General features: G+C 50.5%; 24 protein-coding genes and 1 pseudogene. 10 read left to right on the forward strand and 15 right to left on the reverse strand.

Annotated features, from left to right (window positions below; genetic code table 11):
* From EA14781_RS07750 to bamJ, 3 genes and pseudogenes are all read right to left on the reverse strand, one after another.
* Positions 1-666, reverse strand: a pseudogene (locus tag EA14781_RS07750) (hypothetical protein); the annotation flags it as partial.
* Positions 667-932: 266 nt separating this feature from the next.
* Positions 933-2,336, reverse strand: a complete 1,404-nt coding sequence (gene cycA, locus EA14781_RS07755; protein WP_000228354.1) for a D-serine/D-alanine/glycine transporter — start codon at positions 2,334-2,336, stop codon at positions 933-935.
* 307 nt (positions 2,337-2,643) lie between these two features.
* Positions 2,644-3,264, reverse strand: coding sequence for a BamJ family beta-barrel-assembly machinery protein (gene bamJ, locus EA14781_RS07760; RefSeq protein WP_000211232.1), 621 nt, complete (start codon positions 3,262-3,264; stop codon positions 2,644-2,646).
* A 217-nt stretch (positions 3,265-3,481) separates the two neighbouring features.
* Between bamJ and ytfB the strand changes: the two genes are divergently transcribed.
* Positions 3,482-4,120, forward strand: coding sequence for a cell division protein YtfB (gene ytfB, locus EA14781_RS07765; protein ID WP_001119461.1), 639 nt, complete (start codon positions 3,482-3,484; stop codon positions 4,118-4,120).
* Here the strand turns inward: ytfB and EA14781_RS07770 are convergent.
* A complete protein-coding gene (locus EA14781_RS07770) occupies positions 4,104-4,751 on the reverse strand; it encodes a TetR/AcrR family transcriptional regulator (protein ID WP_024164654.1) in 648 nt (215 codons plus the stop codon). The genes ytfB and EA14781_RS07770 overlap by 17 nt on opposite strands.
* Before the next feature lie 211 nt (positions 4,752-4,962).
* Here EA14781_RS07770 and EA14781_RS07775 point away from each other — a divergent pair, with 211 nt between their 5' ends.
* From EA14781_RS07775 to EA14781_RS07800, 6 genes are all read left to right on the forward strand, one after another.
* Complete coding sequence (locus EA14781_RS07775) at positions 4,963-5,754, forward strand: 3-ketoacyl-ACP reductase (RefSeq protein WP_000843405.1); 792 nt, start codon at positions 4,963-4,965, stop codon at positions 5,752-5,754.
* Between the two features lie 9 nt (positions 5,755-5,763).
* Entirely contained in the window at positions 5,764-6,606 is an 843-nt protein-coding gene (locus EA14781_RS07780) for a sugar phosphate isomerase/epimerase family protein (protein ID WP_001205252.1), read from the forward strand.
* Between the two features lie 9 nt (positions 6,607-6,615).
* On the forward strand, positions 6,616-7,392 hold the full coding sequence (locus tag EA14781_RS07785; protein WP_001283551.1) for an enoyl-CoA hydratase/isomerase family protein: 777 nt from the start codon (positions 6,616-6,618) through the stop codon (positions 7,390-7,392).
* Between the two features lie 9 nt (positions 7,393-7,401).
* Positions 7,402-8,943 carry an acyl CoA:acetate/3-ketoacid CoA transferase gene (locus EA14781_RS07790; RefSeq protein WP_001226885.1) on the forward strand — a complete coding sequence of 514 codons (1,542 nt, stop codon included), beginning with the start codon at positions 7,402-7,404 and terminating at the stop codon, positions 8,941-8,943.
* The gene (locus EA14781_RS07795; RefSeq protein ID WP_000080316.1) at positions 8,940-11,012 is read left to right on the forward strand and encodes an FAD-dependent oxidoreductase; all 2,073 of its coding nucleotides are present in this window, start codon (positions 8,940-8,942) and stop codon (positions 11,010-11,012) included. Before EA14781_RS07790 ends, EA14781_RS07795 begins: the two co-directional genes overlap by 4 nt.
* Before the next feature lie 92 nt (positions 11,013-11,104).
* Positions 11,105-12,382: an MFS transporter gene (locus EA14781_RS07800; RefSeq protein ID WP_001033610.1), complete on the forward strand. Its 1,278-nt coding sequence runs from the start codon at positions 11,105-11,107 to the stop codon at positions 12,380-12,382.
* Positions 12,383-12,483: 101 nt separating this feature from the next.
* On the opposite strand, the gene rplI is transcribed toward EA14781_RS07800, so the two are convergent.
* The 4 genes from rplI to rpsF are packed head-to-tail and all read right to left on the reverse strand — an operon-like array spanning position 12,484 to position 13,923.
* The gene (rplI, locus tag EA14781_RS07805) at positions 12,484-12,933 is read right to left on the reverse strand and encodes a 50S ribosomal protein L9 (protein ID WP_001196062.1); all 450 of its coding nucleotides are present in this window, start codon (positions 12,931-12,933) and stop codon (positions 12,484-12,486) included.
* Positions 12,934-12,974: 41 nt separating this feature from the next.
* Positions 12,975-13,202, reverse strand: coding sequence for a 30S ribosomal protein S18 (rpsR, locus tag EA14781_RS07810; protein ID WP_000135199.1), 228 nt, complete (start codon positions 13,200-13,202; stop codon positions 12,975-12,977).
* Between the two features lie 4 nt (positions 13,203-13,206).
* Complete coding sequence (priB, locus tag EA14781_RS07815) at positions 13,207-13,521, reverse strand: primosomal replication protein N (protein ID WP_012134407.1); 315 nt, start codon at positions 13,519-13,521, stop codon at positions 13,207-13,209.
* A 6-nt stretch (positions 13,522-13,527) separates the two neighbouring features.
* A complete protein-coding gene (gene rpsF, locus EA14781_RS07820) occupies positions 13,528-13,923 on the reverse strand; it encodes a 30S ribosomal protein S6 (RefSeq protein WP_001216676.1) in 396 nt (131 codons plus the stop codon).
* Between the two features lie 326 nt (positions 13,924-14,249).
* On the opposite strand from rpsF, the gene yjfY reads away from it, so the two are divergent.
* On the forward strand, positions 14,250-14,525 hold the full coding sequence (gene yjfY, locus EA14781_RS07830; protein ID WP_000492910.1) for a DUF1471 family protein YjfY: 276 nt from the start codon (positions 14,250-14,252) through the stop codon (positions 14,523-14,525).
* 128 nt (positions 14,526-14,653) lie between these two features.
* On the opposite strand, the gene ulaF is transcribed toward yjfY, so the two are convergent.
* From ulaF to ulaA, 6 genes are read right to left on the reverse strand one after another with little or no spacing between them, the layout of a single operon-like run.
* Positions 14,654-15,340 (reverse strand): L-ribulose-5-phosphate 4-epimerase UlaF, encoded by a 687-nt coding sequence (gene ulaF, locus EA14781_RS07835; RefSeq protein ID WP_001170807.1) that lies wholly within the window; start codon positions 15,338-15,340, stop codon positions 14,654-14,656.
* Positions 15,340-16,194 carry an L-ribulose-5-phosphate 3-epimerase UlaE gene (ulaE, locus tag EA14781_RS07840; RefSeq protein WP_000949518.1) on the reverse strand — a complete coding sequence of 285 codons (855 nt, stop codon included), beginning with the start codon at positions 16,192-16,194 and terminating at the stop codon, positions 15,340-15,342. Before ulaE ends, ulaF begins: the two co-directional genes overlap by 1 nt.
* A 9-nt stretch (positions 16,195-16,203) precedes the next feature.
* Entirely contained in the window at positions 16,204-16,854 is a 651-nt protein-coding gene (ulaD, locus tag EA14781_RS07845) for a 3-keto-L-gulonate-6-phosphate decarboxylase UlaD (RefSeq protein ID WP_000056772.1), read from the reverse strand.
* Positions 16,855-16,867: 13 nt separating this feature from the next.
* Complete coding sequence (gene ulaC, locus EA14781_RS07850; RefSeq protein ID WP_000776518.1) at positions 16,868-17,332, reverse strand: PTS ascorbate transporter subunit IIA; 465 nt, start codon at positions 17,330-17,332, stop codon at positions 16,868-16,870.
* Between the two features lie 9 nt (positions 17,333-17,341).
* The gene (gene ulaB / locus EA14781_RS07855) at positions 17,342-17,647 is read right to left on the reverse strand and encodes a PTS ascorbate transporter subunit IIB (protein ID WP_000218362.1); all 306 of its coding nucleotides are present in this window, start codon (positions 17,645-17,647) and stop codon (positions 17,342-17,344) included.
* Between the two features lie 15 nt (positions 17,648-17,662).
* On the reverse strand, positions 17,663-19,060 hold the full coding sequence (ulaA, locus tag EA14781_RS07860; protein ID WP_000404893.1) for a PTS ascorbate transporter subunit IIC: 1,398 nt from the start codon (positions 19,058-19,060) through the stop codon (positions 17,663-17,665).
* 354 nt (positions 19,061-19,414) lie between these two features.
* Between ulaA and ulaG the strand changes: the two genes are divergently transcribed.
* Together ulaG and ulaR are read left to right on the forward strand one after the other, a co-directional pair.
* On the forward strand, positions 19,415-20,479 hold the full coding sequence (gene ulaG, locus EA14781_RS07865; protein ID WP_024164655.1) for an L-ascorbate 6-phosphate lactonase: 1,065 nt from the start codon (positions 19,415-19,417) through the stop codon (positions 20,477-20,479).
* Between the two features lie 98 nt (positions 20,480-20,577).
* A complete protein-coding gene (ulaR, locus tag EA14781_RS07870; protein ID WP_000133642.1) occupies positions 20,578-21,333 on the forward strand; it encodes an HTH-type transcriptional regulator UlaR in 756 nt (251 codons plus the stop codon).
* On the opposite strand, the gene yjfP is transcribed toward ulaR, so the two are convergent.
* The gene (yjfP, locus tag EA14781_RS07875) at positions 21,330-22,079 is read right to left on the reverse strand and encodes an esterase (RefSeq protein ID WP_000571040.1); all 750 of its coding nucleotides are present in this window, start codon (positions 22,077-22,079) and stop codon (positions 21,330-21,332) included. The genes ulaR and yjfP overlap by 4 nt on opposite strands.
* Positions 22,080-22,203: the final 124 nt, after the last annotated feature.

The raw sequence follows: 22,203 nt of genomic DNA on the forward strand, positions 1-22,203 counted from the left end.
CACCCAACGGATAATCTGAAAAGTTTTACTATCAGCAGGTAGCGACGTGCCGTTAACAATTACCTGCGAATCAGTCAGCACAACAAATTGCAGGGCTGAATCATGCCGTAATATTTGAAATCCATCAGCATGACCCAGCCAGCGACCTTTATGCCAAAGGCTATTTTTATCACGCAGTAAATTCCAGATTTCGGTCTCTGCCAGCGATGACATATCCACCTGCTTATCACCGCTATTATCATCGGTACGCTGACCGTCAAAATAGATACTGCGTTTATCAGCAGCGAAAGCGCCGAATGCCTGAAAACTGGCGGCATCAACATTAGGTTTACCGGACGGATTTTTCAGGACTTTGCCAGCCCACAGGACAGAGCGTCCATCAGTTAACCAGGTATGCTGGCAATCTCCCTCACCATCACAATCGAACTTATCGGGATTAAAATCGGACAGTAAGCGACAATCTTGTTTATTGGCTAAATTGGCAATGCGCCAGAGACGGGAAAAGTTAACGTCCGGTAGTTCGGAGAGGATCTCATCTTTTTCACCCTTCTGTTCGGCAACATAAACCGTGCCTTTCTCCTGTTGGCGGTAATAAAAATCTGCGCCCCAGGAAGGTGAAATGGAGAGCGGTAATGCGGCGATTAATAACCAACTGCGCGTAACCATAGTGAACTCTGCAACAAGTAGCAAATATTCACGGTAAGCCCGCGCCTGAGGGTTGTCGATAACGGGAAATATTTTTAGGAATGTATAAAGATAAAAGAGATTGCTGACAAAGTGTGCTTTGTTCATGCCGGATGCGGCGTAAACGCCTTATCAGGCCTACAAAAGCACGCAAACTCAATATATTGCAGAGGTTCTGTAGGCCTGATAAGCGTAGCGCATCAGGCAATTTTGCAGCCGGAAAGACACCCGCAGGTGTCTTAGCAACATTACTTCGCCATGCGCTTTTTACCAATAAACAACCAGCCCAGCCCCAGCGCGATAAACCACAGCGGGGTCACCAGCAGCGCCTGGCGGGTATCATCTTCCAGCGTCAGCAACACCAGAACAAACACAAAGAACGCCATGCATACCCAGCACATCAACTTGCCGAGCGGCATCTTGTAGATAGATTTCTCATGCAGGTGCTGACGTTGTTTGCGATACACCAGGTATGAGCAGAGGATGATCGTCCAGACGAACATAAACAGAATCGCCGAAACGGTCGTGATCATCGTGAACGCGCCAATCACGCTTGGATTCACATACAACATCACCACACCGCCGAGCAGACAGATACAAGAGAAGGTCAGCCCTTTCGCGGGTACTGCACGTTTAGAGAGTTTTGCGAACGCTTTCGGCGCAACGCCTTCCTGCGCCAGACCAAACAACATACGGCTGGTAGAGAAAACGCCACTGTTCGCAGAAGAAGCCGCAGAGGTCAGAACCACAAAGTTAATCACGCTTGCCGCTGCAGGCAGCACCACCAGCACAAACAGTTCAACAAACGGACTTTTCTCCGGGACGACAGAACTCCACGGCGTCACGGACATAATCACAATCAGCGCGAAGACGTAGAACATGATGATGCGAACAGGAATGGAGTTGATCGCGCGCGGCAGTGATTTCTCTGGATCTTTGGTTTCCGCAGCCGTTGTACCGACCAGCTCAATCCCCACAAAAGCGAAAACCGCTATCTGGAATCCGGCAAAGAAGCCGCTTAAGCCTTTCGGGAACCAGCCGCCGTCATTCCACAAATGCGCAAACGACGCCTCCACGCCGGTCGGTGACTGGAAGTGCATCATTACCATAATCAGGCCGACGACAATCAGCGACACGATGGCGACGATTTTGATCATCGCAAACCAGAACTCCATCTCACCGAACATTTTCACGGTGGCAAGGTTCAGCGTCAGCAACAGCACAATCACCGCCAGCGAGGCAACCCAGTCTGAGAGCTCAGGGAACCAGAATTGGGCATAGGCGGTGATGGCGACGACGTCCGCCATTCCAGTAACCACCCAGCAGAACCAGTAGGTCCAGCCAGTGAAATAGCCAGCCCAGGGGCCCAGTAGATCGGATGCGAAATCACTAAAAGACTTGTATTCCAGATTTGAAAGCAGCAATTCCCCCATTGCCCGCATCACGAAAAAAAGCATAAAACCGATGATCATATAAACGAAAATGATCGACGGCCCGGCAAGACTGATAGTTTTACCAGAGCCCATAAACAGTCCCGTACCAATGGCGCCGCCAATGGCTATAAGCTGAATATGTCGGTTTGTAAGATTGCGCCGTAGCGACTGTTCAGCCGGTGCCTGATCATCGGCAACGACTTTTACCTGATCTACCATGTTTTTTCTTCCTGTACCTGTCTGTGTTGTTCAGGCTCTACGGCCTTTTGTCGGTTTATGATACGACGATTCTGTATCGGGACTCATCGATATTAGGTAAGAATAAGCGGGATGAATACTAAGATTTAGATCTAATGTTAATTTTATGTTTAAAGTGGGTGTCATATCACGATGATAATGCGAAACAACTCACAAAAATACACCCTTACGTGGTGTTTGCAACATAAAATAGCGCTATCTGGCAAATGGAAGGGGTTATTACTGAATACTTGTTCCCCTCTGCGGTGAGGGGAACAGAATGCGCTGCTTAGAGAATTTCCAGCAGTTCGACTTCAAACACCAGGGTGCTGAATGGAGGAATGGACGCACCAGCGCCACGCTCGCCATAAGCCAGTTCCTGCGGGATAGTCAGTTCCCATTTCGAACCAACTGGCATCAGGGTCAATGCTTCAATCCAGCCGGGAATCACGCCATTCACCGGGAATTCAGCCGGCTCGCCGCGAGCAACGGAGCTGTCAAATACAGTACCGTCGATAAGTTTACCAGTGTAATGAACACGAACGCGGTCGGTACGTGCCGGAATGGCACCTTCGCCCTGGTTAATCACGCGGAATTGCAGGCCAGATTCAGTGCTGTTAACACCTTCTTTTTTGGCGTTTTCTTCAAGATATTTCACACCTTCGGCAGCCATCGCCTGGAAACGCTGGCGACGAACGGCATCAGCTCGTTCGTGGATTTCACGCAGCGCGCGGTGCACTACATCAACCGGAACAGCCGGATGTTTACCTTCCAGCGCATCGGTAATGCCTGCAACCAGCGCTTCTGGCAGCAGCCCTTCCAGACCAGACTCACTCAGTTGTTGCCCTACCTGCAAACCAATGCCGTAACTTGCCTGCGCTTCGATAGTGTCAAAAGTTGGGGTGGTCATCGTATTTCCTTTCTTAGGGTATAAAGTAGCGGGCAGCATATCAGCCACACTTCTTCGGGTAAAACTTTGTCGCGGGAATGATGACAAATCACGGGGAAAAAGAAACAATAGCAATATCCCGTATGAATATAATAAAGGCGGGTTTACCACGGACATCATAGCGTTAGCTTATTCATAGGCTATGATTGAGGAACAAGACGCGGAGCAGGAGGAAACCATGCCCGGGCGCTTTGAACTAAAACCAACCCTGGAGAAAGTCTGGCACGCGCCGGACAACTTTCGCTTCATGGACCCGCTGCCACCGATGCATCGCCGGGGGATCATTATTGCCGCCATTGTTTTAGCGGTCGGTTTTCTGCTCCCATCTGATGATACGCCCAATGCGCCGGTGGTGACGCGTGAAGCACAACTGGATATTCAGTCGCAATCACAACCGCCGACGGAAGAGCAGCTACGGGCACAACTGGTCACCCCACAGAACGATCCAGATCAAGTGGCTCCGGTCGCCCCTGAACCAATACAGGAAGGTCAACCGGAAGAGCAGCCGCAAACCACACAGACGCAACCATTCCAGTCAGACAGCGGCATTGACAATCAATGGCGCTCTTATCGTGTGGAACCTGGCAAAACACTCGCCCAATTGTTCCGCGATCACGGGCTACCTCCTACCGATGTGTATGCCATGGCGCAGGTAGAAGGCGCGGGCAAGCCGCTAAGTAATTTGCAAAATGGGCAGATGGTGAAAATCCGCCAGAACGCCAGCGGCGTGGTGACGGGCTTAACCATTGATACGGGGAATAATCAACAGGTCCTGTTTACCCGCCAGCCGGATGGCAGTTTTATTCGTGCGCGGTAGATGAAGGGTCAACCAGAAGCCAGCTAAGGATCGTTTCTTTGATGACCTTACGTCTGGCTTCCAGTGCCTGCGCTGAAACCATACTGATGTGATAAACCTGTCCAAGCGTATGTTGGTTGATCAAATAATACCCCCCAAGCGCGGCAATATTAATATTCACCTGTAATGGGTCAATATCTGATTTAAAAATATTACGTTTCTTTCCTTCAGCTAATAAGGATTCCATTAACTGTAAGTGCGCGTGATTAATATCCTGAAGGCGCTGAGATTTTGCATAATGCACACCTTTACTTTGGTTTTCACTATGTACAATTTTTAAAAACCAGGGATTGTCAATATAATAATCCCAGGTGAAATCGATGATTTTCTCAATGGCTTTTTGTGGCGGGAGTCCTGAGACATCAAGGGATTTTTCTTTTTGTCGAATATCATTCCAGGTATATTCCAGCACTTCGATAAATAAATTTTCTTTATTACCAAAATGATGATAAACCGTTTGTTTACTGCACTCCGCAGCCTTTACGATATTATCGACTCTTGCCCCTTCATAACCATACTCGGCAAATTCATTAACCGCACATAACAACAGCTTTTCCTTCAGGCTTTGTACGTTGCTGGTATCAAGATACATAACGTTTCCCCACGCTTTCTTCATGATGACTATCATAACCGTATTTGATTTCAGCGACAGCAAAAAGGCAAAAACATTGTCTTTCATCGAGTTATCAAATGCCCTGTGATCACCATCGCAGTCCAACCAACCAGATGGTTGATCTTTTTATTAACTAGTCGCAAGCTAACCATCACTTAAGGAAACAATATTCAAAAAAGAGGATTAATGAATGAAATCCACTCGTCCTGTTGCTGTCATCACTGGAGCCGCACGCGGCATTGGAAAGGGTTGTGCACTGGAGCTTGCCCGTAGCGGATTTAACCTGTTGATTAACGATCGTCCTGATGCCGACAGCGTTGAAAAACTGCATGCCACACAACAGGAATGTATGGCAGAAGGCGTGGAAGTTATTTGCTTTCCTGCCGATGTTGGCGATCTTTCCCTGCATGAAGAGATGCTCAACGCGGCGCAAAATCAGTGGGGGCGTCTGGACTGTTTACTCAACAACGCCGGAATTTCCGTGAAAAAACGCGGCGATATTCTCGACCTAGAACCAGACAGTTTCGACCAAAACATTGCCATCAACACTCGCGCACCATTCTTTCTCGCCCAGGCTTTCAGCAAGCGCCTGTTGGCACAACCCAAACCAGAATCGGAACTGCCGCACCGTTCGATTATTTTTGTCAGCTCCATTAACGCCATCATGCTGGCGATGAATCGCGGCGAATACACCATAGCCAAAACCGCCGTCTCAGCTGCCGCCCGCCTGTTTGCCGCTCGCCTTTGTGAAGAACAGATTGGCGTTTATGAAATCCGTCCTGGTTTAATCAAAACCGATATGACGATTCCGGCAACCGCCTATTACGACGAATTGATTGCCAAAGGTCTGGTGCCGTGGGGGCGTTGGGGCTATCCGGCTGATATTGCCTCCACCGTGCGTGCGATGGCAGAAGGCAAACTGATTTACACCTGTGGTCAGGCGGTCGCCATCGACGGCGGCTTAAGTATGCCACGCTTCTGAGGCTGAATCATGAGAGATCTTTTGCAACGCCCGGATTTATTCAGCATCAATACTGCGACACTGGGCTATAAAACGCCGTTGCCCGCCATCATTGATGCCTGCGCCGCACGCGGTATAGGCGCGATCGCCCCCTGGCGCAGAGAGTTGCAGGGCGAAAATATCCAACAGATCGCTCGCCAGCTTAGCGCCAGCAATATGGACGTTTCCGGGTTGTGCCGCAGCACCTACTACACTGCGCCGACGCTGGCAGAGCGCAAGCAGGCGGTTGACGATAACCGCCGGGCGCTGGACGACGCCGCTGTACTGAACGCTGCCTGTTACATGCAGGTGGTTGGCGGTCTGCCAACGGGCACTAAAGATCTGTATGAAGCACGGGAACAGGTGAAACAAGGGATTCGCCAGTTGCTGCCACATTCGAAAGAGGTTGGCGTGCCAATTGCGCTGGAACCGCTGCACCCGATGACTGCTGCCGATCGTTCTTGTCTGTGCACGCTACATCAGGCGCTGGACTGGTGTGATGAACTCGATCCCGATGGTGAATTTGCTCTCGGCGTGGCGGTAGATGTCTACCACGTATGGTGGGACCCGGATCTCGCCAGTCAGCTCCTGCGCGCCAGAAAACGTATTCTCGCGTTTCATGTTTCCGACTGGCTGGTGCCGACCACCGATCTGGTCAATGACCGGGGAATGCCGGGGGATGGCGTTATTAATATTCCGTCGATTCGTCGGTTAGTCGAAAACGCCGGATTTAATGGCGCTATTGAACTGGAAATATTCTCACCGTACTGGTGGCAGCAAGATATTAACCGCACGCTGGATATTAGCGTCGATCGCATCGCGCATTATTGTTAAGGAATGATCATGAGTGACCAACCCGTTCTGTTCAGCAGAGCGGCGGCTTCCTGCCGCCTGACATTGAACCGTGAAGATAAATGTCATGCTATTAATGAAGAAATGATCGAATCTCTCGACCATTATTTAAATGAAATTGAAAACGACACCACATTACGATTAGTCGAATTAACTGCAACCGGCGATAAATTCTTTTGTGCGGGCGGCGATATCAAATCGTGGTCAGCCTATTCGCCATTAGATATGGGTAGAAAATGGATTAAACGCGGTAATGACGTTTTTAATCGCCTGCGCAATTTGCCCCAATTAACGGTTGCGAATCTCAACGGACACACCATCGGTGGCGGTATTGAACTTGCTTTGTGCTGCGATATTCGTATCGCTCGCCCCCACGCGAAATTCTCTAATCCTGAAGTGATCCTCGGCATGGTGCCAGGCTGGATGGGCATTGAGCGCGTGCTTAATCAGGTTGGCCCGGTGGTTGGTCGCCATATGCTGATGCTGGGTAAACGCCTGACGGCGCAGGAAGCTCAGGCAGCGAATTTAATTGATGAAGTGGTGGAAAAAGAACAGGTGGAAAGCTGGATGGCGAACCAGTTCGCCCAGCTGGAAAAATGTGGTCCGGTGGCGCTGGCACACATCAAGCAACTGATTCTGGCCCTGGAAAATAAACACGCCGATTACTCCCACCAGTTACTGGCAGGGTTAATGTCCGCTACTCAGGATTGCCAGCAGGCGACGCGCGCATTTGCCGAAAAAAGCAGCGTAAGCTTCCATAATCAATAAGGAAATTGTATGCGTAAGATATCAACCGCCGAGGCACTGGCGGCGCAAATTCAGGACGGCGCAACCATTGCCATTAGCGGTAACGGCGGCGGCATGGTGGAAGCTGACCATATTCTGGCAGCTATTGAAGCTCGTTTTCTACAAACCGGACACCCGCGTGACCTGACGCTGATCCATTCTTTGGGTATTGGCGATCGCGACAGCAAGGGTACGAACCGCTTCGCTCATGCAGATATGCTCAAACGCATCATTGCCGGGCACTTTACCTGGTCACCCAAAATGCAGGAACTGGTGAAAAACAATGCCATTGAAGCCTACTGCTTCCCGGGCGGCGTAATTCAGGCATTGCTGCGGGAAATCGGCGCCGGACGTCCAGGGCTGTTTACCCACGTTGGGCTGGGATCGTTTGTAGATCCGCGCAATGGCGGCGGAAAGTCGAATGAATGCACCATCGACGATCTGGTAGAACTGATTGAAATTGATGGTGAAACCAAACTCCGCTATCGCCCATTCAAAGTGGACTACGCCATTTTACGCGGCACTTATGCCGATCCGCGTGGCAACGTCAGCCTCGAAGAAGAAGCTATTGATATGGATAGCTATTCGATGGCGCTGGCAGCACACAACAGCGGCGGCAAAGTATTCGTACAGGTCCGCGATGTGCTGGAAGCTGGCGCCATTGAACCTCGCAAGGTCAAGCTACCGGGGATTCTGGTCGATGGTATCGTTGAACACCGCGAACAACCGCAAACCTATCTTGGCGGTTACGACCTGACCATCAGCGGTCAGCATCGCCGTCTGAGCTCTAACGACGCTATCGAACTCGTCAGTCATCCGGTGCGTCGCCTGATTGCTCGCCGGGCAGCACGCGAACTGGTGGCTGGCGCTTCAACCAACTTTGGTTTCGGTATTCCAGGCGGTATTCCTGGGGTTGCGCTGCGCGAAGGCGTGCCTTATCAAAGTTTATGGCTGAGCGTAGAACAGGGCGTACATAACGGTATGATGCTGGATGATGCCCTGTTTGGTTGTGCCCGTAACGCCGATGCCATTATTCCATCACTCGATCAATTCGAGTTTTACAGCGGTGGCGGCATCGACATTACTTTCCTCGGCATGGGCGAGATGGATCAGCACGGTAATGTCAACGTCTCACATCTCAATGGCAATCTGATCGGCCCTGGTGGATTTCTCGAAATTGCGCAAAACGCCCGTAAAGTGGTGTTCTGCGGTACGTTTGACGCCAAAGGCAGCAAGATTGATGTAACACCTGATGGCTTGCATATCGCCCAGTCAGGTCAAATCCCTAAACTGGTTACCCAGGTGGAAAAAATCACCTTTAGCGCCGCCTACGCACAGAAAAGCGGCCAGGAAGTGCTGTACATCACCGAACGTGCAGTATTCCGGTTAACGACAGAAGGCGTTGAATTAATTGAGATCGCCCCTGGCGTGGACATTGACCGCGACATTTTACCGTTCATGGCCTTCCGTCCGATTATCAGGCAACCACGTCTGATGGAAAGCAGCCTGTTTACGCCAATGGAGGATGCATGAGCCAGCTTGATGACGCCATCCTCGATTCGCTGACGCATGTCACTTTCCCAAAGGGTTTTGCGCAGGCAGAGCCAACCGTGGTTGTTGCGGTGGACGGTGTAGATTATCCACTCTGGCAAGTTGATACCCTGGTGGTTGGTAGCGGCGCTGCCGGGCTACGAGCGGCTGTCGAACTAAAGCGTCGTCAGCAAAATGTGCTGATCGCCACCGCCGGGTTATATATGGGGACATCGGCATGTTCTGGCTCCGATAAACAAACACTGTTTACCGCCGCTACCGCGGGCAACGGTGACAACTTCACCAAACTGGCAAAGGCACTGGCGAGCGGTGGGGCGATGGATCACGACACCGCTTATGTCGAGGCGGTCGGTTCTCTGCACACTCTTGGCGGGTTGCAATATCTTGGTCTGGAATTGCCGGAAGATCGCTATGGCGCGATTCTTCGTTATCAAACCGACCATGACGAAGCCGGGCGTGCAACCTCCTGTGGGCCGCGCACATCTCGTCTGATGGTGAAAGTGCTGTTGGAAGAAGTACAGCGCCTCGCCATTCCACTACTGACCAGTGCAACGGTGATTAAGCTCCTGCATCAGTGCGGAGAGAATGGCGAAGATCGCGTGGCAGGAGCTATTCTCGCAACCGGTTCCCGCCCCCATAACCCGTGGGGGCTGGCAATTGTGACTGCGCCCAATGTGGTACTGGCAACGGGCGGACCAGGCGAACTTTATCGTGACAGTGTTTATCCACATAAATGTTTCGGCTCGCTGGGACTGGCACTGGAGGAAGGTTTGACGCTAACCAATCTGACCGAAAGCCAGTTTGGTATTGGCACGCCGCGCAGCACGTTTCCGTGGAATTTGTCCGGCACCTATGTACAGGTGATCCCATATATCTATTCCGTAGATGCCGAGGGCAACGAGTATAACTTCCTCGCGGATGACTATCGCACCACCCAGGAACTGGCTTCAAACATCTTCCGTAAAGGCTATCAGTGGCCGTTCCACGCCACACGAGTGATGGATTTTGGTTCAAGCTTGCTGGATATGGCGGTAGCGCAGGAACAACAACGCGGTCGCCAGGTTTTTATGGATTTCAATCGCAATCCTGAAACAGTGCCAGGTGATTTGCCGTTCTCATTAGAGCGACTGGACGACGACGTTCGCGCGTATCTGGAAAATAACAACGCTCTGGCACCATCACCCATCGAACGCCTGCAACGAATGAATCCGCTGTCTATCTCGCTGTATAAGATGCACGGTTACGATCTCACCGCACAGCCATTGCAATTCGCGATGAACAATCAGCACATGAATGGCGGCATTGAGGTGGATATCTGGGGGCAAACCTCCCTGCCCGGTTGTTTTGCGGTGGGAGAAGTGGCCGGAACTCACGGCGTTACCCGACCTGGTGGCGCAGCACTGAATGCCGGACAGGTTTTTGCTGTTCGTCTGGCGCGTTTTATTGGTTGCACACAAAAGCGGTCTGTTAATGGGGACATTGCACAACTGGCAGCCTCGCCGTTGTCTACTGTCAGAGAGATCATTACTCAGGCGCTGGCAAACGAGAACGGAATGGCACTGGCGGCAGTGAAAGAAAAAATCCAGGCACGAATGTCTGATTACGCTGGATTTATTTGTCATGCCGATAAAGTTCGTCACGCCAACCGCGACTCTCTGCTACTAAGTGAATTCGTCCAACAAAATGGTTTATCGATCCGCCATGTGGGGGAAATTGCCGAACTGTTTATGTGGCGGCATATGTCTCTTACTTCGGCTGCCGTATTAACACAATTAACGCATTATATTGACGCTGGTGGCGGTAGTCGCGGGGCGCGGATGGTTATTGATCCACAAGGTGAATGTCTACCACAAACTCGTCGCGGCGCAATAGAAGAATGGCGTTTTCGCTCTGAACTCGCTGAAGACAAAAATCACAAATTAACGATTCAATATTCGCAAGGTTTTTTTATTACCGAAGTGAAATCTTTACGTGAACAACCGCGTATTAATGGTATTTACTTTGAAAAAAACTGGCCAGACTTTTTAAAGGGAGAAATTTACACACAATAATTTTCAATATTTCCTCTGCACTTGATTTTTATTACCTATTACACGGAATTACCAACAACCAGGGTTTATTAATATAATTAAAAGGGTTAAACATGAATAAAATAAAGAATTACCGGTGGCATATGATTGCCCTCGTATGCTTTATCACTGTAATCAATTATCTGGACAGAACGGCGTTAGGTATTGCGGCTCCAACGATTATGGAGACAACCGGAATAACTAAAGAGCAATATTCATGGATTGTCAGTGCATTCCAGTTGGCCTATACATTAGGGCAACCGGTAATGGGCTTCTTTATTGATACCGTGGGTCTGAAGTTAAGTTTTGCGATATGTGCCGCAATTTGGTGCCTGGCGACAATGGGCCATGCACTGACCGGAACATGGTCAGGTCTGGCATTTATGCGTGCCCTGATGGGTTTCAGCGAAGCGTCAGCAATTCCAGCGGGTGTTAAAACAGCATCTACATGGTTCCCGGCAAAAGAGCGTGGCGTGGCGACAGGTGTTTTCAATATGGGCACCTCACTCGGCGCGATGCTTGCTCCACCGCTAATTGCCTGGTGCATTATGTTTCATAGCTGGCAATTTGCGTTTATTGTCTCAGGTAGCCTTGCTTTGCTCGCGGCTTTATTTTGGTTCTTTTGTTATAAAGATCCGAAAGATGCCAAACGCCTTTCTGATGAAGAGCGCCAGTATATTGAATCAGGACAAGAACAGCATCTTAAAACAGATAAGAAAGAAAAAACCTCAATCAAGCATATCCTCAGCCAACGTAATTTCTGGGGGATTGGCATCGCGCGTTTTCTCGCTGACCCGGCATGGGGAACCATTAACTTCTGGGTGCCAATTTTCTTCGTCGAAACGCTGCATTTTAGCCTGAAAGAAATTGCCATGTTCGTCTGGCTACCTTTCCTGCTGGGCGATCTCGGCTGTTTAGCCAGTGGTTTTGTCGCGAAGTTCTTCCACGATCGCGGCGTGAGTTTAATTAACTCACGAAGAATAACCTTCACTATCGCAGCCGTTATTATGATGACTATTGGTCTGGTGAGTATTGTAGAAAATCCCTACATTGCTGTGTTATTGATTAGTATTGGCGCGTTCTCGCATCAATGTCTTTCTACTGTTGCAGCAACTCTGGGCAGCGATCTGTTCAAAAAAGACGAAGTGGCTACCGCTGTGGGTATGGCTGGAGCCTGTGCATGGAGCGGTCAGTTGATTTTCAACCTGTTCATCGGGGCATTCGTTCACATTATCGGCTTCGCACCGTTCTTTATTGCGCTGGCTTTCTTTGACATTATTGGTGCCATTGCACTGTGGACGCTTATCAAAGTTAAAGATGAAGAACCGCACGTACAGTTAGCAACAAGCTAATTGATAGATATCAGGGTGTTATACTGCCAGTTGTAACGCTTTCTCTATAAAGCAAAACGCCGACACAAGGTCGGCGTTTTTACGTCTCGTTGAATAACGAATTATTCAGCGACTACGTTTACGATCACTTTCGCGAATACTTCGCTGTGAACCTGGAAGCTCACTTCGTGTTCGCCAGTGGTACGCAGAACGCCGTTCGGCAGACGAACTTCGCTCTTAGCCACTTCAACGCCAGCTGCAGTTACAGCGTCAGCGATGTCGCGAGTACCGATGGAACCGAACAGTTTACCTTCGTCGCCAGCTTTAGACGCGATAGTAACAGTTTCCAGTGCATTGATTTTCTCAGCGCGAGCATTAGCTGCTGCCAGAACTTCAGCCAGTTTAGCTTCCAGTTCAGCGCGACGTGCTTCGAAGAATTCAATGTTTTTCTTGGTAGCTGGAACAGCTTTACCCTGCGGTACCAGGAAGTTACGAGCATAGCCCGCTTTAACGTTTACCTGATCACCCAGGCTACCCAGGTTTGCTACTTTATCAAGCAGAATAACTTGCATTACCTTATCCTCTCAAAGTCGTATTAATGGACCGTGACCGATTACTGATGGCGATCAGTGTACGGCAGCAGGGACAGGTAGCGAGCGCGTTTGATAGCGCGAGCCAGCTGACGCTGGTATTTTGCACGGGTACCGGTGATACGGCTTGGGACAATCTTACCGCTTTCGGTGATGTAGTTTTTCAGCGTAGCGATATCTTTATAGTCGATCTCTTGAACGCCTTCCGCGGTGAAACGGCAGAACTTGCGACGACGGAAATAACGTGCCATATGGCTAGTCTCCAGAATCTATCAATTCAATCTGCTCGGCATGCAAAACCATTTTGCTCAGACCGTTCTTTGCCTTGTGGCATGAAATGAACCCCTGAACGGTTATGCGACTGCCGACCGTTATACTGTGAGTAATGGCCTGGTTTTCGTGTCCGCTAACAATAACGGGCATTTGGCACCACGCCTGCCGGTGAAAACCGGCTTCCTCCTGCACAGAACGATGCTCAAGCACGAACTGGCAGTGAGGAATTCCTGATGGACTGACCTTTCGAAGGGGCATCCTGCACACGGTGCCGGACAACGCCAGACGGTTGGTCATCAGAAATTACTCTTCAGAATCCCCAGCTTCAGCATCATCTGCGGTTTCGTTTGCGAAATCATCGCGACGCTCGCGGCGCTCGTCTTTCGCTTTAACCATCGGAGATGCTTCGGTAACAGCGTGCTTGGTACGCATAACCATGCTGCGGATAACGGCATCGTTGAAGCGGAAGGTAGTTTCCAGCTCATCGATCACTTCCTGCGGCGCTTCAACGTTCATCAGAACGTAGTGTGCTTTGTGCAGTTTGTTGATCGGGTAAGCCAGCTGACGGCGGCCCCAGTCTTCCAGACGGTGGATCTTGCCTTCTGCACCAGTGATGGCAGCAGTGTAGCGCTCGATCATGCCCGGAACCTGTTCGCTCTGGTCAGGATGGACCATAAAAACGATTTCGTAATGACGCATCGAATTGCTCCTTACGGATTATTCAGCCTCCTGTCTGGGTCAGCCGAATCCCGGGGAGGCAAGGAACGTGTTAAAGGTCGGCTGAAAAATGACGCGTTATAGTACTGACATACCCCGCCAAACTCAAGGCCAGCCGACAAATAAATCTGATCTTTCACTAAACAGGACTAACTCGCTGATTTGAAGTTCATCACATCTCATTAAGGTGTTTTTTTGAACAACTGCATCAGAAATGGTCACCATCACCTCTGTCATCAGTGGTTAAAATTAAATCAGAAGATCGCTAAAGAGGAGAGCACACAGAGACAGCCGTCGAGGAGGTATCTATGTTCAGCCGTGTTTTAGCCCTTCTGGCTGTGCTTTTGCTAAGTGCGAATGCATCAGCAGCCATTGAAATTAATAACCACCAGGCCAGAAATATAGATGATGTACAGAGCTTAGGCGTGATTTATATCAATCATAACTTCGCCACTGAAAGCGAAGCGCGTCAGGCACTGAACGAAGAGACTGATGCGCGAGGCGCAACGTACTACCACGTGATTCTGATGCGGGAACCGGGGAGCAACGGCAACATGCACGCCAGCGCGGATATTTATCGCTAGCACCAGGTATAACCAACGAAACATTGCCATAGTTTGCATTGCCCCCTTCACCGGGGGCTTTTTTTGAAAAACGGCTGCGGAATCAGACCAGTTATCTCCCGAAAAAGGAAATTTCCGCAGCGCGTGTTTTACTTTTGCCCGTAATAAGCGTTGGGTCCGTGCTTACGCATGAAGTGTTTATTCATCAAATAGCTATTGATGGGACTAAGCTGCGGGTTAATGCCGCGCGCAATCCACGCCATTTTCGCCACTTCTTCCATCACCACCGCATTATGCACCGCTTCGTGGGCATCTTTCCCCCAGGCGAACGGCCCGTGCTGATACACCACAATTCCCGGCGTATGCAGCGGCTCGGCGCCACCCAGCGTTTCGATAATCACTTTGCCGGTATTCAGTTCGTACTCACCCTGCACCTCTTCTTCGCTTAATCCGCGCGTGCACGGGATGTCGCCAAAGAAGTAATCGGCGTGCGTGGTGCCTAACGCCGGGATCGCCAGCCCCGCCTGCGCCCATGCGGTGGCATGAGTGGAGTGGGTATGGACAATACCACCAAGCGACGGATAACGACGGTAGAGTTCGAGATGCGTCGCAGTGTCGGAAGACGGACGATACTCCCCTTCCACCACCTTACCGCTCATATCGACCACCACCATATCGTCCGCTTTCATGGTTTCGTAGGCGACACCGCTGGGCTTGATCACCACCAGCCCGCGTTCGCGGTCAATGGCGCTGACGTTGCCCCAGGTAAAGGTCACCAGCCCGTAACGCGGCAGATCCATGTTGGCCTCAAACACCTGCTGTTTCAGCTTTTGCATTATACCGCCTCCACCATGCCTGCTTTGGCCATGCGCGCTTTCACCCAATCGCGCGCTTTCGCCACTTCTGCCGCCGGGTCTTCCGCCGTTTCGCTCCACATCTCAATCAGGTACGGCCCGCAATAGCCACTCTGTTTGAGCGTTTCAAAACAACGTTCGAAATCCACCACGCCTTCGCCAAACGGCACGTTTTTAAAGACGCCAGGTTTGGTGTCTTTCACATGCACCGCGACGATATGCCCGATTCCAGCCTGCAACTCCATCTGCACGTCGTTGTCCCACGCCGATAAGTTGCCGATATCCGGGTAGAGCTGGAACCACGGGTTGTTAAGATAGTGCGCGTAGCCCAGCGCCTTGCTGATGGAATTCATCAACGGATAATCCATGATCTCCATCGCCAGCGTCACCTGCGCACGACTTGCCATCTCAACGCTCTCTTTCAGACCGTCACGAAAACGACGGCGCGTTTCGTTATTGGCTTCCTGGTAGTAAACGTCATAGCCCGCCAGCTGGATCACGCGAATGCCGACGTCCTGGGCGAACTGAATGGCTTTACGCATAATCTCCAGCCCCTGTGCCCGCACCGCGTCATCTTCGCTGCCCAGCGGGAAACGGCGATGGGCGGAAAGGCACATAGACGGCACGCGCACGCCAGTTTCGACAATGGCGCTTACCAGCGCCAGACGCTGCTCGCGGCTCCAGTCGAGGCGCGAAAGGCGCTCATCAGTTTCATCTACCGACATCTCAACAAAATCGAAGCCTAACGTTTTTGCCAGTTGCAGCCGTTCCAGCCAGCACTCCCCGGCGGGGAGCGCTTTTTCGTATATGCCAAGCGGGATTTGTTTAGACAACATATCCGCTCCTTAGCCCCACAATTCAGCGATGGAGCGTTTGAACTGACGTGCGGCTTCGACCGGAGATGCCGCATCACGGATGCTGCGACCCGCAATAAAGACGTGAATCGGAATCCCTTTGAACAGCGGCAGATCTTCCAGCGCCAGACCACCAGTAATGGTGACTTTGAAACCCATATCAGAAAGACGCTTAATAGCCGTAATATCCGCCTCGCCCCAACCCACACCTGCCGCCTGCGCATCGCGGCTGCGATGATAAACCACCTGCTGAATGCCCGCTTCGCGCCACGCCTGCGCCTGTTCCCATGTCCAGAACCCTGTCAGCTCAATCTGTACATCGCCTTTAAATTCATGGGCGACTTCCAGTGCACCTTTCGCGGTGTTGATATCCGCGCAACAAATCACAGTGACCCAATCCGCATTGGCTTCAAAACACATGCGAGAAAGAATTTTTCCCGCATCAGCGATTTTGGCATCAGCCAGTACGATTTTGTGCGGATAGAGCGCTTTCAGATCGCGAACCGCACGCACGCCTTCCCCCATACAAAGGATGGTTCCCACTTCGATAATATCGACTTCTTCGGCGATCAGACGTGTGGTTTCATACGCGTGAGACATCGTTTGGTTGTCCAGCGCGACTTGCAGCATTGGTAATGACATGTTCAATTCCTTCTTAAGCAGCCGCGTTGGTGCGGTCAATTAAATCAAGCACTTCCTGCTCGGTGCGGCAGGCGCGTAAACGGTCAAAATTCTCTTCATCTTCAAACAGATTGACGATCTGCATGATGCCCACTTCCTGATGCGTGTTGGCATCGACCGCCGCCATGGTGATGAGGATGTCCACGGGGTCGTTATCATCGTGGTTGAACGTCAGCGGTTTTTTCAGCGTGACGAGAGCAAATCCAGTTTTTTTGACTCCCTCTTCTGGCCGTCCGTGCGGCATCGCCAGCCCCGGAGCGATAACGAAATAAGGGCCGAACTGTTCAACGCCATCCAGAATCGCCTGGTAATAACGTGGCTCTACCACATTTGCCGCCACCAGCAGGTCAACGCCGATTTTTACCGCCTCCTGCCAGGTTTCAGCTTCGGCCTGCAGACGGATGGATTTATTTTCAGCCAGCGAATCACGTAATTTCATGGCGCGTCCTTACTTCACGTCCTGCGGGAAATGCTCTTTGATCACTTCCAGCAGTTTTGGACCAAAGTCAGCAGGCGAGAGCATGTTGCGCACCCCCACCACATATTTGTTGCCGGTCACGGTGATTTCTCCTGCGATATGGGTAGAAGCGATGATGATATCCGCACCGCTCAACTCGCTTTTGTACTCGCCAACCGCGCAGCTATTTACCGTGTGGTCAATGTTTGATTGGGTTAAAAACTGGTCCACTTTCATTTTCATGATCATGGAACTGCCTTGTCCGTTGCCACACACAGCCAGAATACGTACGGTCATAATCAAAACTCCTTGTTAAGCAGAATGCTCTGCCAGTTGTTTTTCTGCCTCTTCTTCTGCACGCAGCGCGCGACCAGCGAAGAACATATACGCTAGGGCAATAACGATGATGACGGCCATAAAGGCAATACCGACGGAGAAGAAGCCCTGCATCATCGGCGGAGCCAGAATTGACCAGTCCGCCATGCCCATCCAGGCACTCATACCAGTGAGTTTCACCGCCCAGACACAGCCAAAGATTTCGATCATCCCCATCACCAGACAAATCTTGATCGCCGCCCGCCAGCCGCCGAAATGGTTAGCGAATACACCAATGGTGGCGTTGGAGAAGAACATCGGGATAAAGCCAGGAATAATCAGAATGGAAGAGCCGCAAGCAACCAGGATACCGACCGCAATTAGCTGCCCGATAGTGCCCCACATAAAGCCCCAGACTACGGCGTTCGGCGCGAAGCTATAAATTGCCGCACAGTCAATCGCCAGAACCGCGCCGGGGATAAGACGCTGGGAAATACCGTTGAACGCTTCAGAGAGTTCCGCCACAAACATGCGTACGCCCTGAGTAATGATGAAGATCGCGACCGCAAAGGAGAAACCCGTTTGCAGGATATAGATAGTCCAGTGCACTTTGCCTGCCATCGCCTGAACGGTATCAATACCGAACGAGAGCAGGATGGCGCCAAAGAAAATGGTCATCACAATCGCCGTGGAGACGATATTGTCATGGAAAATATTCAGCCAGCCCGGCAGTTTGAGATCTTCAACGCTTTCCTCTTTTTTTCCCAGGTAAGGCGCAATTTTATAAGCGATCCACGAAGCAAATTGCTGCTGGTGACCAATGGAGAAACCGCAGCCATCCGTCACTTCCTGAGTCGGCTTGTACATCATGTTGGAGGTAATCCCCCAGTAGAGTGAAACCAAAACTGCGGTGCAGATAATGGTTGTCCACATGGAGTAGCCAAAAATAAACAGCGTGACGGCGATAAGCCCCGCTTGCTGGAACATGATATGGCCCGTCAGCATAATGGTGCGAATACCAGTAATACGACGCAACAGCACGTAACAGATATTCAGCGCCAGTGCCAACAGCACTGCATAACCTACCCAGCTATAGGCGTCGCCCATACGCTCGATGGTTGCCATCATTGATGCGTAAGTATCTGAGATAGCGCCGTTGATGCCGTAAACTTCCGACATTTTTGCCACCACCGGTTTGAAGGTGCTGGTCAGGATCCCAGATCCCGCCTGTAACAACATGAAACCGATAATGGTTTTTATCGTACCTTTGATAATAACGCTGACACTTTTGCGCAGCAGGATGTAACCCAGACAGGTCACAATACCCAGCAGTAATGGGGCATTGGTCATGACCTGGTTAAAAAACACGGTAAAGATGCTGTAGAGGATCTCCATCACGATCTCCTGAAGAAGAGGTAGCTGAGTATTCCGCACACCCAGAATGTTGTGCCCTCACTCTAATTTTCAGAAGTAATCACAACAAGATTAAATATGATTAATTGTGACGAGACACGCAAATAATTCCATCGTAAAAGTATGGAACTCACACAACGTCAAATTTATTCATTTAAATTCATTTAGTTAAACATTTTCCCTACTCCATTAAATCTTACATTGCCCAAAATCAGCAACAACTCTTCTGGCAAAAACCCAAAAAACGGTCATTGCCTTCCTGAAAAAATAGTGTCAGGATTAATCAAAACCAATCACAAACTGATTCAAATTGAACAACCATGAAGGTAAATGGCGATGAGTAAAGTGAAAAGTATCACCCGTGAATCCTGGATCCTGAGCACCTTCCCGGAGTGGGGTAGCTGGCTGAACGAAGAAATTGAACAGGAGCGGGTTGCACCAGGCACATTTGCGATGTGGTGGCTCGGTTGTACCGGGATCTGGTTGAAATCAGAAGGCGGCACCAATGTGTGCGTCGATTTCTGGTGCGGCACCGGCAAACAAAGTCACGGTAACCCGCTGATGAAACAGGGCCATCAGATGCAACGCATGGCCGGCGTGAAAAAACTGCAACCAAACCTGCGTACTACACCGTTTGTCCTTGATCCGTTTGCGATTCGCCAGATCGACGCCGTACTGGCTACTCACGATCACAATGATCATATTGACGTGAACGTTGCTGCCGCCGTGATGCAAAACTGCGCTGACGACGTACCGTTCATCGGTCCGAAAACCTGCGTGGATCTGTGGATTGGCTGGGGCGTACCGAAAGAACGCTGCATCGTGGTGAAACCCGGCGATGTGGTTAAAGTGAAAGATATAGAAATTCATGCACTTGACGCATTTGACCGTACTGCATTGATCACCCTGCCTGCGGATCAAAAAGCGGCTGGCGTCCTGCCGGATGGCATGGACGATCGCGCAGTGAACTATCTGTTCAAAACGCCAGGCGGCTCCCTGTATCACAGTGGCGACTCTCACTATTCCAACTACTACGCGAAACATGGCAACGAACATCAGATCGACGTGGCTTTAGGATCTTACGGTGAAAACCCGCGCGGTATTACTGACAAAATGACCAGCGCCGATATCCTGCGCATGGCAGAAGCGCTGAATACGAAAGTGGTGATCCCATTCCATCACGATATCTGGTCAAACTTCCAGGCCGATCCGCAAGAGATCCGCGTGCTGTGGGAGATGAAAAAAGATCGTCTGAAGTATGGCTTCAAGCCGTTTATCTGGCAGGTTGGCGGCAAATTTACCTGGCCGTTAGATAAAGATAACCTCGAGTATCACTATCCGCGTGGTTTCGATGATTGCTTCACCATTGAACCGGATCTGCCGTTCAAATCGTTCCTGTAATTTGTTGTTTATGCCGGGTAGCACGGCGCTATCCGGCGTAGTATTTCCTGGCTATTTCAAATATCATCTAAAAAAATCAAATTTTATCGGAATAGCTCATGACTGAAGCACAAAGACATCAAATCCTCCTGGAAATGCTCGCACAATTGGGCTTTGTGACCGTAGAGAAAGTCGTTGAGCGTCTGGGGATTTCGCCTGCTACCGCGCGACGCGACATCAATAAACTCGACGAAAGCGGCAAACTGAAAAAAGTGCGCAACGGCGCAGAAGCCATTACTCAACAGCGCCCGCGCTGGACGCCAATGAATCTACACCAGGCGCAAAACCACGACGAAAAAGTTCGTATCGCCAAAACAGCTTCACAACTGGTGAATCCGGGCGAAAGCGTGGTCATCAACTGCGGTTCTACTGCGTTCCTGCTCGGGCGAGAAATGTGCGGCAAGCCAGTGCAAATCATCACTAATTATCTACCGTTGGCGAATTATCTGATCGATCAGGAACACGACAGCGTGATCATCATGGGCGGGCAATACAACAAAAGTCAGTCCATCACTTTAAGTCCGCAGGGTAGCGAAAATAGCCTCTACGCCGGGCACTGGATGTTCACCAGCGGCAAAGGGTTGACCGCTGAAGGGTTGTATAAAACCGATATGCTGACGGCGATGGCAGAACAGAAGATGCTGAGCGTGGTAGGAAAACTGGTCGTACTGGTCGATAGCAGCAAGATTGGTGAACGCGCGGGTATGCTCTTTAGCCGCGCCGATCAAATCGATATGTTGATCACCGGCAAAAATGCTAACCCGGAAATCCTGCAACAACTGGAAGCGCAAGGGGTCAGCATTCTGCGCGTTTAAAGATGCTGGCGGAAAAATATCACAGCAGCCTCCAGCGCCTCAGGCGTAATGCGGTGACGGACGCCTGGCTGCCACGAACAGGTCAATTGTTTATCTCGTCCCGTTTCTCTTAATGCCTGCTGCAAACGTAGTGATTCCTTGGCAGGCACAACATCATCGTCAAGGCCATGCCATAACAGCAGTGGCCTGCTTCCCAGTTCGTCCAGGCGGTTTGTCGCTTCCCACTCTGCCAGTGGAGCAATAATGTTATTAAATTCATTTTGCTGTGCTGGCGTTTCAGGCTGCAACGGTGGAAACAGAGAACGGGCAAGCGATGTGAAATAGCCAGATCCCATCATACTGGCAGTACATTTCACAGATGGATAGCAAGCTGCAATCCCAAGCGCCGTCATCGCTCCCATCGACGCGCCACCGACCGCCAGACGTTCATCAAGCAGCAAGTTTTCTTCAATAATTGCCGCACGTAACGCAGTGAACTCATGCATATTTTGCAGCAAAATTTGCCAGAATTGTTTGAGTCGTCGCGATGCATCACCACTAAAACGGATACCATGATCGGGCGCATCCGGCATTATTACCCGTAAGCCAGCCTGCGCCAGTGCGACAGCAAAATAGCTATAAACCAGGCTGGATGAAGTAAAGCCGTGATAAAAAATCACACATAGTAGCGGTGTCTCTTTTTGCCCGGCAGGACAAGCATGAAGAACAGGAATATCTGCCAGTACTCGTGATTCTAATTCAATCATCTGTCTCTCCTTTTAGTCTGGTATGACATGAAGAAATCCTTAGTACAAGTTTCTGCCGACAGTATTGATTCATAATGTTGAGATATAGGTTACGCTTTCGCCACGTTTTCATTCGAAAATCGCG

It is taken from the genome of Escherichia albertii NBRC 107761 = DSM 17582 (assembly GCF_000759775.1).
Taxonomy (GTDB): Bacteria; Pseudomonadota; Gammaproteobacteria; order Enterobacterales; family Enterobacteriaceae; genus Escherichia; species Escherichia albertii.